General features: G+C 67.3%; 12 protein-coding genes. 11 read left to right on the top strand and 1 reads right to left on the bottom strand.

Annotated elements, in window-relative coordinates:
• Positions 1-28 precede the first annotated feature (28 nt).
• The 9 genes from pdhA to lipA all read left to right on the top strand — a co-directional run bounded on the left by pdhA (position 29) and on the right by lipA (position 8,703).
• Positions 29-1,129 (top strand): pyruvate dehydrogenase (acetyl-transferring) E1 component subunit alpha, encoded by a 1,101-nt coding sequence (pdhA, locus tag JOD31_RS01090; RefSeq protein ID WP_204948480.1) that lies wholly within the window; start codon positions 29-31, stop codon positions 1,127-1,129.
• Between the two features lie 80 nt (positions 1,130-1,209).
• On the top strand, positions 1,210-2,646 hold the full coding sequence (locus tag JOD31_RS01085) for a pyruvate dehydrogenase complex E1 component subunit beta (protein WP_204948479.1): 1,437 nt from the start codon (positions 1,210-1,212) through the stop codon (positions 2,644-2,646).
• Positions 2,647-2,656: 10 nt separating this feature from the next.
• Positions 2,657-2,824, top strand: a complete 168-nt coding sequence (locus JOD31_RS01080; protein ID WP_204948478.1) for a hypothetical protein — start codon at positions 2,657-2,659, stop codon at positions 2,822-2,824.
• 4 nt (positions 2,825-2,828) lie between these two features.
• The gene (locus JOD31_RS01075) at positions 2,829-3,431 is read left to right on the top strand and encodes a Uma2 family endonuclease (protein WP_204948477.1); all 603 of its coding nucleotides are present in this window, start codon (positions 2,829-2,831) and stop codon (positions 3,429-3,431) included.
• 5 nt (positions 3,432-3,436) lie between these two features.
• The gene (locus JOD31_RS01070) at positions 3,437-4,870 is read left to right on the top strand and encodes a pyruvate dehydrogenase complex dihydrolipoamide acetyltransferase (protein ID WP_204948476.1); all 1,434 of its coding nucleotides are present in this window, start codon (positions 3,437-3,439) and stop codon (positions 4,868-4,870) included.
• Positions 4,871-4,881: 11 nt separating this feature from the next.
• The gene (locus JOD31_RS01065; RefSeq protein ID WP_204948475.1) at positions 4,882-5,763 is read left to right on the top strand and encodes a hypothetical protein; all 882 of its coding nucleotides are present in this window, start codon (positions 4,882-4,884) and stop codon (positions 5,761-5,763) included.
• A gap of 11 nt (positions 5,764-5,774) precedes the next feature.
• Positions 5,775-7,214, top strand: coding sequence for a dihydrolipoyl dehydrogenase (lpdA, locus tag JOD31_RS01060; protein ID WP_204948474.1), 1,440 nt, complete (start codon positions 5,775-5,777; stop codon positions 7,212-7,214).
• An 86-nt stretch (positions 7,215-7,300) separates the two neighbouring features.
• The gene (locus JOD31_RS01055; RefSeq protein ID WP_428980892.1) at positions 7,301-7,561 is read left to right on the top strand and encodes a GlsB/YeaQ/YmgE family stress response membrane protein; all 261 of its coding nucleotides are present in this window, start codon (positions 7,301-7,303) and stop codon (positions 7,559-7,561) included.
• A gap of 158 nt (positions 7,562-7,719) precedes the next feature.
• Positions 7,720-8,703 (top strand): lipoyl synthase, encoded by a 984-nt coding sequence (lipA, locus tag JOD31_RS01050; RefSeq protein ID WP_204948473.1) that lies wholly within the window; start codon positions 7,720-7,722, stop codon positions 8,701-8,703.
• A 218-nt stretch (positions 8,704-8,921) separates the two neighbouring features.
• On the opposite strand, the gene JOD31_RS01045 is transcribed toward lipA, so the two are convergent.
• On the bottom strand, positions 8,922-9,617 hold the full coding sequence (locus JOD31_RS01045) for an alpha/beta hydrolase (protein WP_204948472.1): 696 nt from the start codon (positions 9,615-9,617) through the stop codon (positions 8,922-8,924).
• 195 nt (positions 9,618-9,812) lie between these two features.
• On the opposite strand from JOD31_RS01045, the gene JOD31_RS01040 reads away from it, so the two are divergent.
• Together JOD31_RS01040 and sufB are read left to right on the top strand one after the other, a co-directional pair.
• Positions 9,813-10,979 (top strand): cysteine desulfurase family protein, encoded by a 1,167-nt coding sequence (locus tag JOD31_RS01040; protein WP_204948471.1) that lies wholly within the window; start codon positions 9,813-9,815, stop codon positions 10,977-10,979.
• A 99-nt stretch (positions 10,980-11,078) separates the two neighbouring features.
• Positions 11,079-12,548 (top strand): Fe-S cluster assembly protein SufB, encoded by a 1,470-nt coding sequence (gene sufB, locus JOD31_RS01035; protein ID WP_204948470.1) that lies wholly within the window; start codon positions 11,079-11,081, stop codon positions 12,546-12,548.
• Positions 12,549-12,623 lie beyond the last annotated feature (75 nt).

Genomic DNA, 12,623 nt, shown 5'->3' with positions numbered 1-12,623 from the left:
CAAGGAAGCCCAGCTCAGGGGAACGTCCATGGCCGTATCCGCCGCAAAAGCCGCCCCGTCGACCCGCTCGGATAGCTCCGCGCCGAAGTCCGCCGCGCGCGGCGGCCGCAAGGCGACGGCCCCCAAGACCTCCGCAAAAACGGACGCGACCTCCTCGGACGGCGCGCTCGAGTTCACCAAGGAGCAGGAGCTTCACGCCCACCGCGAGATGCTCCTCATCCGCCGCTTCGAGGAGAAGGCCGGCCAGCTCTACGGCATGGGCCTCATCGGCGGCTTCTGCCACCTCTACATCGGCCAGGAAGCCGTGGTGATCGGCATGCAGATGGCGGTCGAGCCCGGCGACCAGGTCATCACCGGCTACCGCGACCACGGCCACATGCTCGCCTGCGAGATGGACCCGAAGGGCGTCATGGCCGAGCTCACGGGGCGCCGCGGCGGCTACTCCAAGGGCAAGGGCGGCTCGATGCACATGTTCAGCGTCGAGAAGCAGTTCTACGGCGGCCACGGCATCGTCGGCGCGCAGGTGTCTCTCGGGACGGGCCTCGCCTTCGCCAACCGCTACAAGAAGAACGGACGGGTCTCCCTGGTCTACTTCGGCGACGGCGCCTCGAACCAGGGCCAGGTCTACGAGAGCTTCAACATGGCGAAGCTCTGGAAGCTGCCGGTCGTCTACGTCATCGAGAACAACAAGTACGGCATGGGCACCTCGGTCGAGCGCGCCTCGTCGAACACGAACCTGTCCCAGCGCGGCGCGAGCTTCGACATCCCCGGCGAGCAGGTCGACGGCATGGACGTGCGCGCGGTGAAGGCCGCCGGCGCGCGGGCGATCGCTCACGCTCGCGGGGGCAAGGGCCCCTACATCCTCGAGATGGTCACCTACCGCTACCGCGGCCACTCGATGTCTGATCCGGCGAAGTACCGCTCGAAGGACGAAGTCCAGAAGATGCGCGAGACCCACGACCCGATCGAGCAGGTGCGCGCACGCCTGATCAAGGCGGGCCTTGCGACCGAGGACGAACTCAAGGCCGTCGACAAGGAGGTCCGCGAGATCGTTGCTGCGGCCGCCGAGTTCGCGACCAACGATCCCGAGCCCGATCCGTCGGAACTCTGGACCGACATTCTGCGCTGAGCGAGCCGTTCTGGCTGTAGCCGTGCCGCCGGCGGGCCGCCGCCGGCCAAGAAGCCTTCAAGGATAGAGGGACGCCCCCGATGCCGATCGAAGTCCTCATGCCGGCTCTGTCGCCGACCATGGAGGCGGGGAAGCTCGCCAAGTGGTTGAAGAAGGAAGGCGACGCCGTGAAGTCCGGCGACGTCATCGCGGAGATCGAGACCGACAAGGCGACCATGGAGGTCGAGGCGGTCGACGAGGGCGTGCTCGGCAAGATCCTGATCGCCGACGGGTCGGAGGACGTGAAGGTCAACACGCCGATCGCGCTGATCCTCACCGACGGCGAGGACGAGAGCGCGCTCGCGAACGGCGCCTCCACGTCCGCGCCCAAGGACGAGGCCCCGAAGACCGAGGCCAAAAACGAGGCGCTGGCCGAGACCGAGGCGAAGTCCGACGGCAAGCCGGCGTCCGGCGTGGGCAAGGTCGAGTCCGCCGCCGCGAACCCGCCGGCGCCCGAGGTCCTGCCGGAGCCCGACGTTCCGGAGGGCACCGAAATGGTGATGACCACCGTGCGCGACGCCCTCCGCGACGCCATGCTCGAGGAGATGCGCGCCGACGAGCGCGTGTTCCTGATGGGCGAGGAGGTCGCGGAGTATCAGGGCGCCTACAAGGTCAGCCAGGGGCTGCTGGAGGAGTTCGGGGCGGAGCGCGTGATCGACACGCCGATCACCGAGCACGGCTTCGCCGGCGTCGGCGTCGGCGCGGCGCTTGCGGGCCTCAAGCCCATCGTCGAGTTCATGACCTTCAACTTCGCCATGCAGGCGATCGACCAGATCATCAACTCCGCCGCCAAGACCCTTTATATGTCCGGCGGCCAGATGGGCTGCTCGATCGTGTTTCGCGGCGCGAACGGCGCGGCCGCCCGCGTCGGCGCGCAGCACAGCCAGGACTACGCGTCCTGGTACTCGAACGTCCCCGGCCTCACCGTGCTCGCGCCCTACACCGCGGCCGACGCCAAGGGGCTGCTTAAGGCCGCGATCCGCGACAACAACACCGTCATCTTCCTCGAGAACGAAATCCTCTACGGCCAGTCGTTCCCGGTGCCGAAACTCGACGACTACGTCGTGCCGATCGGCAAGGCCAAGATCGCCCGACCGGGCAAGGACGTGACGATCGTCGCCTGGTCGATCGGCATGACCTACGCGCTGAAGGCCGCGGAGGAGCTCGCCAAGGACGGCGTCGACGCGGAGGTGATCGACCTGCGCACCATCCGCCCCATGGACACGGACACCATCATCGAGTCGGTCAAGAAGACCGGCCGCCTGGTCACGGTGGAGGAGGGCTGGGCGCAGTCGGGCGTCGGCGCCGAGATCTCGGCGCGCGTGATGGAGCGCGCCTTCGACTGGCTCGACGCGCCGGTGACGCGCGTGTCGGGCAAGGACGTGCCGATGCCCTACGCTGCGAACCTCGAGAAGCTCGCTCTCCCGAGCGTGGCCGAGGTCGTCGAGGCGGCGAAGGCGGTGTGCTACCGCGACTGAGGAGACGCAGATGCTCGGACGTATCCTGAAGACGGTCGCGAACGAGTTCCTGCGCAACCGCGCCCAACGCACAGGCTCCGGCCCGCGGCGTCTGCCGCCGACCTCTGTCCGCGAGGCCCAGAGCCGGGCGGTCCATCACGTGGTCCGCACGGTGCTGAACAAGTTCATGAAACGCTGACGCCATGAACGCCGATCCCGCCCGCCGCCGCGCGACCTACGCCGACCTGGAAGCGGTCGATCCGCGCCTGGTCGCGGAGATCGTGGACGGGGCGCTGGAGACGCATCCCCGGCCTTCGCCGCGGCATGGGTTGGCGGCGAACGCGATGGGTTATGAGCTTACGGGGCCGTTTCAAAGCGGAAGGGGCGGTCCTGGGGGCTGGATGTTCATCGTCGAGCCTGAACTCCATCTCGGAGCCAACGTGGTCGTTCCAGATCTGGCGGGCTGGCGCCGGGAACGCCTGCCGCGGGAGCCCGAGACGGCCTACATCGAGATCCCGCCGGACTGGGCATGCGAAATCCTGTCCCCCTCGACCGAACGGCTCGATCGCGGACCGAAGCGCCGCATCTACGCGGACGCGGGCGTCGGCCACCTCTGGCTGCTCGATCCCACGGCCCGGCTGCTCGAAGTCTTCGCCAATGTCGCCGGCCAGTGGCTGCTGCTCGCCACTGTCGAGCCCGGCGAGGAGGTTCGCGCCGCGCCCTTCGACGCCGTCGGCTTCCCGCTCGACGCGCTGTTCCCGTTCGACGCGCCTTCGCCCGATACGAAGCCTTCCGAAGAGGCCTGAACCCGATGCCGACCAATATCCTGATGCCCGCGCTGTCGCCGACGATGGAGAAGGGCAACCTCGCCAAGTGGCTCGTGAAGGAGGGCGACGCGGTCAAGTCCGGCGACGTCCTCGCCGAGATCGAGACCGACAAGGCGACCATGGAGGTCGAAGCCGTCGACGAAGGCACGGTCGGCAGGATCGTGGTGCCCGAAGGCACATCCGACGTTCCGGTCAACGAGTTGATCGCGATCCTTCTGGAAGAGGGTGAGGACGCCAGCGCGCTGGACGGGGCCGCCAAGCCGCAGGCGAAGGCCGCGCCGGAGCCGGCCGAAGCCAAGTCCGAGGCTTCCAAATCCCAGGCTTCCAAGTCCGACGCGGCGACGTCCGAGGCCGCGCCGCGCCCGAGCGAGGCCGGCCACGGCGAGGCCCCGAAGTCGGAGACCAAGGCGGACGCGCCGAAGGCCGCCGCCAACGGTCACGACAAGGGCGAACGCGTGTTCGCCTCGCCGCTTGCGCGCCGGCTCGCCAAGGAAGCCGGAGTCGACTTGCAGGCGATCTCCGGCTCCGGCCCGCACGGTCGGGTGGTGAAGGCGGACGTGGAGGAGGCCAAGGCCTCCGGGAGCGCGAAGGCCGCCGGCGGCGCGAAAACGGCCCCGGCTGCGGACCCCAAGACGCCTGACGCGCCGCCCTCCGCCAAGGCGCCGGCGCCGGCCGGCGCCTCCGACGAGGCGATCAAGAAACTGTTCGCGCCGGGCTCCTACGAAGAGATCCCGCACGACGGCATGCGCCGGACCATCGCGCGCCGCATGACGGAGGCCCGCCAGACGGTCCCGACCTTCTATCTGACCGTCGATTGCGAGATCGACGCGCTGATGGCGCTGCGCGAGCAGGTCAACGCCTCGGCGCCGGAGAAGGACGGCAAGCCGGCGTGGAAGGTCTCGGTCAACGACATGGTGATCAAGGCGCTGGGCCAGGCTTTGGCGCAGGTGCCGGACGCCAACGTCAGCTGGACCGAGGGCGCGATGCTCCGCCACAAGCACGCGGACGTCGGCGTCGCCGTGGCGCTGCCGAACAACGGGCTGATCACGCCGATCATCCGCGCCGTCGAGACCAAGACGCTGTCGGTAATCGCGAAGGAGATGAAGGACTTCGCCGCCCGCGCCAAGGACCGCAAGCTGAAGCCCGAGGAGTACCAAGGCGGCACCACGGCGGTCTCGAATCTTGGGATGTTCGGCGTCAAGGACTTCACGGCGGTGATCAACCCGCCGCACTCGACCATTCTTGCGGTCGGCGGCGGCGAGAAGCGCGCTGTGGTGAAGGGCGGCGAGATCAAGATCGCGACCGTCATGAGCCTCACGCTCTCCTGCGACCACCGTTCCGTGGACGGCGCGCTGGGCGCCACGCTGATCTCCGCCATCAAGCGACTGATCGAGAAGCCGATGGGGCTGCTCGTCTAAGGGGCGCTCCGATGTGGACTGCGATCAGCAGCGTCATAGCGCTCGTGCTCGTCGCAGCCCTCAACATCGGGCTGCTGGCGGCGGCGGGCGGTGAGCTTTCGCCGATGGCGCAGGTCATGACCACGGCGCTCTGGGCCCTGCAGGCGCCGGTTGCCGCGATCCTGGTCAGCGCGCGTAAGAAACCCGAAGAGGGCGGCGTCGCGGTCGCTCCGCAGATCGTCACGGGCGAGAGCGTCGCGGCGCTGGTCACGGTGTTCTCAATCGGCTGCTTCGTCGCGATGCAACTCGGCACGTTCGTGTTCGGAGGGATCGTCTTCCTGAACGACTATTTGCTCGCAAGCCTCTGCGCGCTCGGCCACGCCGACCGTTGCGCGCAGATCGCGCCTGACGCCGCCGGCTCGACCTACGCTACGATCCTGATTGGCGGCGGCATGTTCTCGATCCTCGTCGGAATGATCGGGTTCGGCGTCGCCGGCTATCGGATCGGCTGGCGCGCCCGCAGGCTTGGATGGCTCGGGGCCATGCTCGTGCCGCCGATCGTGATCGTCTTGCTGTTCGCCGAAAATCTTGTGCTGCTGACCTTCACGTCCGCGCGTGACGACTCGATGCTCGCGCTGCTGGACCCGGTGACGCTGGCGCTCGCACGCGCGCCGTTGGCGCTCGCCGGCCTCGTGACGGCGGGGATCGGCTACGGCCTGTCGCGTCGCCTCAACGCCCCCGTACGCCGCTACGCGCGTTCGGTCGCGAAGGCGAGCGGGCGCAGGCCCGATCCGGGGGCGCTCAAGAGCGCGTTTCTCGCGGTGCTTGGATTCCGCCCGGCCGAACACGAACTTCTGGTGCGCCGTCGGCAAGCTCCCGAAGCGGCGCCGGCAAGCCTCTACAACAAGAGCTGAAGGGGAACCTCATGGCCGACACTTACGACATCCTCGTCATCGGCGGCGGCCCCGGCGGTTACGTGACGGCGATCCGCGCGGCCCAGCTCGGCTTCAAGACGGCCGTGGTCGAGCGTGAGCATCTCGGCGGCATCTGCCTGAACTGGGGCTGCATCCCCACCAAGGCGCTGCTGCGCTCGGCCGAGGTGTTCCACTACATGGAGCACGCCAAGGACTACGGCCTCTCGGCCGAGAAGGTCGGCTTCGACATGGCGGCCGTCGTGAAGCGCTCGCGCGGTGTGTCGGCCCAGCTCAACGGCGGCGTCGGCTACCTGCTGAAGAAGAACAAGGTCGACGTGATCTGGGGCGAGGCGACGCTGACCAAGCCCGGCGAGGTCAAGGTCGTCGCGCCGAAGAAGTCCGTGCAGGGCCCGCCCACGCCGGCGCCGAAGGGCGCGCTGGGGGAGGGGACGTATACGGCCAAGAACGTCATCGTCGCCACCGGCGCGCGGCCGCGGGTGCTGCCGGGTCTCGAGCCCGACAAGAAGCTCGTCTGGACCTACTTCGAGGCCATGGTTCCCGAAGCCATGCCGAAGTCCCTGCTGGTGGTCGGCTCCGGCGCGATCGGCATCGAGTTCGCGAGCTTCTACCGCACCATGGGCGCCGAGGTGACCGTGGTCGAGGTGCTGCCGCAGATCCTGCCCGTCGAGGACGAGGAGATCGCGGCTCACGCCCGCAAGCGGTTCGAGAAGCAGGGCGTCCGCATCCTCACCGGCGCCAAGGTGACCAAGCTCGACAAGGGCGCGAACGATGTGACCGCGACCGTCGAGCTCGGCGACGGCAAGACCGAGACGATCAAGGTCGACCGCGTCATCTCCGCGGTCGGCGTCGTCGGTAACATCGAAAACCTCGGGCTCGAGGCGCTCGGCGTGAAGACCGACCGCGGCTGCGTGGTGACGGACGGTCTCGGTCGCACCAACGTCAAGGGCGTCTACGCCATCGGCGACGTCGCCGGCCCGCCGATGCTGGCGCACAAGGCGGAGCACGAGGGCGTCATCTGCGTCGAGGGCATCAAGGGCCTGCACCCGCACGCGATGGACAAGGCCAAGATCCCCGGCTGCACCTATTGCCAGCCGCAGATCGCCTCGGTCGGCGTCACGGAGAAGAAGGCCAAGGAGCAGGGCCGCAAGGTCAGGGTCGGGCGCTTCCCCTTCAACGGCAACGGCAAGGCGATCGCGCTCGGCGAGCCGGAAGGGCTGGTCAAGACCATCTTCGACGCCGAGACCGGCGAGCTCATCGGCGCGCACATGGTAGGGGCGGAGGTGACGGAGCTGATCCAGGGCTTCGTCGTCGCCATGAACCTCGAGACCACCGAGGAGGAGCTGATGCATGCGGTGTTCCCGCATCCGACGCTCTCCGAGATGATGCACGAGAGCGTGCTCGACGCGTATGGCCGCGTCATTCACACGTGAGGATGGCGTGAATATTTTCCGAACGCCGGAACAAGGAGCCGCTTCCGCGGTTTATGTCCGGTCGGGACATAAAAGGAGTGCTGTCCATGGAAGGCGTCGGCTGGATTATGACGATCATCATCGGCGCTATCGCCGGATGGATCGCCGAGCAGATCATGAAGTCAGACATGGGTCTGATGATGAACATCATCCTCGGCATCGTCGGGGCGCTGGTGATGAACGGCATCCTCAAGGCGCTGGACGTCATCCCGCCGGGAGGCTGGATCTGGCAGTGCGTGGTGGCGGTCGCGGGCGCGTGCCTGCTGATCTTCCTGTGGCGCATGATTGCGGGCCGTCGCGCGGCCTAGGGCTGCAGCGCACGCTCCTCCGCCATGCGGAGCCGAGCGTGCGGATCGACGGCGAAGGCGTCTTCGCCTAAAGTTTGAGGAGAGCGGGCGCATGTCCGCTCTCCTTTTTGTTTGCTGCGATGACGCTCGCGGCGGAAACGGAAAGACGACAGGCTCCCATGGTCACGGTGCTCGATCGCACGAACGGCCCCGCCCGGCCGCGCCATCCCGAGAAGGCGCGCCGGCCCGAGACCGAGCAGTTAAAGAAGCCGGACTGGATCCGCGTGCGCGCGCCGGGGTCGCCGGTGTGGCGCGAGACGCAGGAGATCGTGCGCTCCAACAAGCTCGTCACCGTGTGCGAGGAGGCCGGCTGCCCGAACATCGGCGAGTGTTGGTCGAAGAAGCACGCGACCTTCATGATCCTGGGCGACACCTGCACCCGCGCCTGCGCCTTCTGCAACGTCCGCACCGGCATGCCCGAAGCGGTCGACCTTGGCGAGCCCGGCCGGGTGGCGGAGGCCGTCGCCAAGCTTGGCCTGCACCACGTGGTCATCACCTCGGTCGACCGCGACGACCTCGCGGACGGCGGCGCCAGTCACTTCGCCGACGTCATCCGCGCCATCCGGCGATCGAGCCCTGGCACCACGATCGAGGTGCTGACGCCCGACTTCCTGCGGAAGCCCGGCGCGCTGGAGATCGTCGTCGAGGCCCGGCCCGACGTGTTCAACCACAACCTCGAATGCGTGCCGTCGCTCTATCTCACCGTCCGACCCGGCGCACGGTACTTCCACTCCATCCGCCTGCTGCAGCGCGTGAAGGAGCTCGACCCGACGATGTTCACCAAGTCGGGCATCATGGTGGGGCTGGGCGAAGAGCGGAACGAGGTGCTACAGCTGATGGACGACCTGCGCACCGCCGAGGTCGATTTTCTGACGATCGGCCAATACCTGCAGCCCACCAAGCGCCACCACGCCATCGCCCGCTTCGTGACGCCGGACGAGTTCAAGTCCTACGAGACGATCGCCTACGCCAAGGGCTTTCTGATGGTGTCGTCGAGCCCGCTCACGCGGTCCTCGCACCACGCGGGAGAGGACTTCGCGAAGATGGTGGCGAACCGTGCGGCGAAGCTCGGCGCGAAGCCCGCAGCGGTTGCGGCGGAGTAAACCGGGTCCGGGGCCGGACGGCGCATGCTCAAGCGCGCCGTCGTTCCGGCTGCGACGCAGCGGAATGCCGGAACCCATAGCCGCGACAGCTTGAAATAGAGACCGCGACGCGTCGGGCTGCGCGTGTTCCCCCCGGGGACAATTCTAAGGCCGCGGGGGTCTGGGTCCCGGCTCAAGGCCGGGACAAAACGTCAGCGTAACGGCGCGGACTGAGGACTTTACGCCGCGTCTTCGCCGGTGTCGGCGGGCGCCTGGGGCGCGGCGACCTCGCCGATCGGGCCGAGGCGCTTGTCGAGGTAGGCGTTCACCTCGACCAGCAGCTCCTCGGTGCGGTTCTCGAAGAAGTGGTTCGCGCCGGGAATGATCGACTGGTCGATCACGATGCCCTTCTGCGTCTTCAGCTTCTCGATCAGCGTCTGGACGTCCTTCATCGGCGCCACGCGGTCCTGGTCGCCGTGCACGAACAGGCCGGAGGACGGGCAGGGCGCGAGAAACGAGAAGTCGAAGCGGTTGGCGGGCGGGGCGACCGAGATGAAGCCCTCGACCTCGGGCCGGCGCATCAGCAGCTGCATGCCGATCCACGCCCCGAACGAGACGCCGGCGATCCAGCACGCGCGCGCGTCGGGGTTCAGCGCCTGCGCCCAGTCAAGCGCGGAGGCGGCGTCCGAGAGCTCGCCCGAGCCGTGGTCGAAGTTGCCCTGGCTGCGGCCGACGCCGCGGAAGTTGAAGCGCAGGACGGAGAAGCCGCGGTTCAGGAAGGCGTAATAGAGGTTGTACACGATCTGATTGTTCATCGTGCCCCCGAACTGCGGGTGGGGGTGCAGGATGAGCGCGATCGGAGCCCGCCGCTTCTTGGCCGGGTGGTAGCGGCCTTCGATGCGGCCGGCCGGTCCGTTGAAGATCACCTCGGGCATGGATGTGTCCTTGAAAAACGGAGCGCGGCCGCTCCCTCATTCGCGAAACGCGGCGCAAGGCTGCGTCAGCGGCCATGGCCGCGCGGCCGCCTTGCATATAGGAAGCGCTGTCTCTAGCACGAATGATCCGGCGGAATGCAAGGCTTGCGCGTCCGTTCAGCCTCTGCGGCCCGGCGATGACGATCGGAGGCCCCGATGCGCGTCTATCTCGACCACAACGCCACCACCACGGTGCGCCCGGCCGTCATTTCAGCGATGACTGAGGCGTTGACCCTGACGGGCAACCCCTCCTCGGTCCATTCTGAGGGTCGCGCCAAGCGTGGCATGATCGAGGCTGCTCGAAGATCGATCGCTGTGCTCGTCGGCGCGGATGCTGATTGCATAACCTTCACGAGTGGCGGCACGGAAGCCTCAAACCTTGCGCTCAGCCCTTCGATCAAGGACGCAAGCGATCCGAGGCCCGTGACGCGATTGATCGTGTCCGCGATCGAGCACCCTGCCGTAATGAGGGGTTGGCGGTTCTCCCGCTCAGAGATTGAGAGCGTTCCCGTTGACAGCCAAGGCGTTGTGAATCTCGGGGCGGTGGAGTGGTTCTTTGCACGGCATCGTGAGGAGCGCCCCGGCGAGCGGATGATGATGGCGCTCATGCTCGCCAACAATGAGACCGGCGTAATCCAGCCTGTCGCCGAGGCCACTGCGATTGCCAAGCGCTACGGCGGTTTGGTCCATGTCGACGCTGTACAGGCCGCGGGAAAAATTCCGGTCGACATCGCCGAACTCGGTTGCGACTTCATCGCCATCTCCGCACACAAGTTCGGCGGACCTGCCGGCGTCGGCGCGCTCATCCGAGCCCATGACGCCCTGCTCGTCGAAGATGTGGTGCTGCGTGGCGGCGGGCAGGAGCGGGGATGGCGCAGCGGCACGGAGAACGCGCCAGGCATCATCGGTATGGGCGTCGCGGCGGAGGCCGCCGGCCGTGACCTAGAGGCCTTCGCCCGTCTGGCCGAGCAGCGCGACCGGCTCGAGGCCGGCGTGAAGGCGCTCGGCCCGGTCACGATCTTTGGCGCGGAAGCGCCGCGGTTGCCAAACACCTCGTGCTTCGCCGACCCACGGGTGTCGTCGTCGAGCGCGATGATCGGGCTCGATCTTGCGGGCGTCTCGGTGTCGTCCGGGTCGGCTTGCTCGTCAGGGAAAGCGAAAGCGTCTCCGGTGCTTGACGCAATGGGAGTCACGCACGATCTGTCGAGCGGAATGCTGCGCGCGAGCTTTGGCTGGTCATCGGGACCGAACGACGCCGAAACGTTCCTCGCGGCTTGGTCCGACATCGTCAAGCGCATCGTATCTCAAGCGAACGCGGCTTGACGTTGCGCCGATCGGCCTTCAGCAAGCGTCGCATTCCTGTTACTTAGACTCGTTCAAGCGCCGCCTGGCCTTCCGCCGGACGGATGGGAGTGAAGAAATATGCCGGCTGTTCAGGAGACCGTCGCCCGCGTCCGCGAGATCGACGTCGACCAGTACAAATACGGCTTCGTCACCGACATCGAATCCGATCGCGCCGAGAAGGGCCTTTCGGAGGACACCGTCCGCTTCATCTCGGCCAAGAAGGGCGAGCCGGAGTGGATGCTGGAGTGGCGGCTCGACGCCTACCGGCGCTGGCGGACGATGGTCGAGCCGAACTGGGCGCGCGTGGACTACCCGCCGATCGCCTATGACGAGCTGTATTATTACTCCGCGCCGAAATCGACGCCGGGGCCGAAGACGCTCGACGAAGTCGATCCCGAGCTGCTGCGCACCTACGAGAAGCTCGGCATTCCGCTGCGCGAGCAGGAGATTCTCGCCGGCGTGGAGCAGCGCCGCGTCGCCGTCGACGCCGTGTTCGACTCCGTCTCGGTTGCGACCACCTTCAAGAAGGAGCTGGCCCAGGCCGGCGTCATCTTCTGCCCGATCTCCGAGGCGATCCGCGAGCACCCGGAGCTGGTGAAGAAGTACCTGGGCTCGGTGGTCCCGACCTCGGACAACTTCTTCGCGACGCTGAACTCCGCCGTGTTCTCGGACGGCTCGTTCGTCTACGTGCCCAAGGGCGTCCGCTGCCCGATGGAGCTCTCGACCTATTTCCGCATCAACGAGCAGAACACCGGCCAGTTCGAGCGCACGCTGATCATCGCCGACGAGGGCTCGTTCGTGAGCTATCTCGAGGGCTGCACCGCACCGATGCGCGACGAGAACCAGCTGCACGCCGCGGTGGTGGAGCTCGTCGCCCACGACGACGCCGAGATCAAATACTCCACCGTCCAGAACTGGTACCCCGGCGACGCCGAGGGCAAGGGCGGCATATACAACTTCGTGACCAAGCGCGGCGACTGCCGCGGCAAGAACTCGAAGATCTCCTGGACGCAGGTGGAGACCGGTTCGGCCATCACCTGGAAGTACCCGAGCTGCATCCTGAGAGGTGATGGATCGCGCGGCGAGTTCTACTCGATCGCGATCTCGAACGGCCGTCAGCAGGTCGACTCGGGCACCAAGATGATCCACCTGGGCAAGAACACCACCTCGAAGATCATCTCGAAGGGCATCTCGGCCGGGCGCTCGCAGAACACCTACCGCGGCCTCGTCTCGGCGCACCGCAAGGCGACCAACGCCCGCAACTTCACGAACTGCGACAGCCTGCTGATCGGCGACGAGTGCGGCGCGCACACCGTGCCCTACCTCGAGGCCAAGACCTCGACCGCGGTGTTCGAGCACGAGGCGACGACGTCCAAGATCTCGGACGACCAGAAGTTCTACTGCCTGCAGCGCGGGCTGTCGGAGGAGGAGGCGGTGGCGCTCATCGTCAACGGCTTCGTCAAGGACGTGCTGCAGCAGCTGCCGATGGAGTTCGCGGTCGAGGCTCAGAAGCTGATCTCGATCTCGCTCGAAGGCAGCGTGGGTTAATCACAGACCGCGTCATCCCGGACGGCCTCAAGGCCGATCCGGGATCGCGCGCAGATTGCGCGTCCTTGAGGGACG

Origin of the sequence: Methylopila capsulata, from assembly GCF_016907975.1 — a bacterium.
GTDB lineage: Bacteria > Pseudomonadota > Alphaproteobacteria > Rhizobiales > Methylopilaceae > Methylopila > Methylopila capsulata.
The sequence above is the reverse complement of the archived record's forward strand: the minus strand, read 5'-3'. Positions and strand labels throughout refer to the sequence as shown.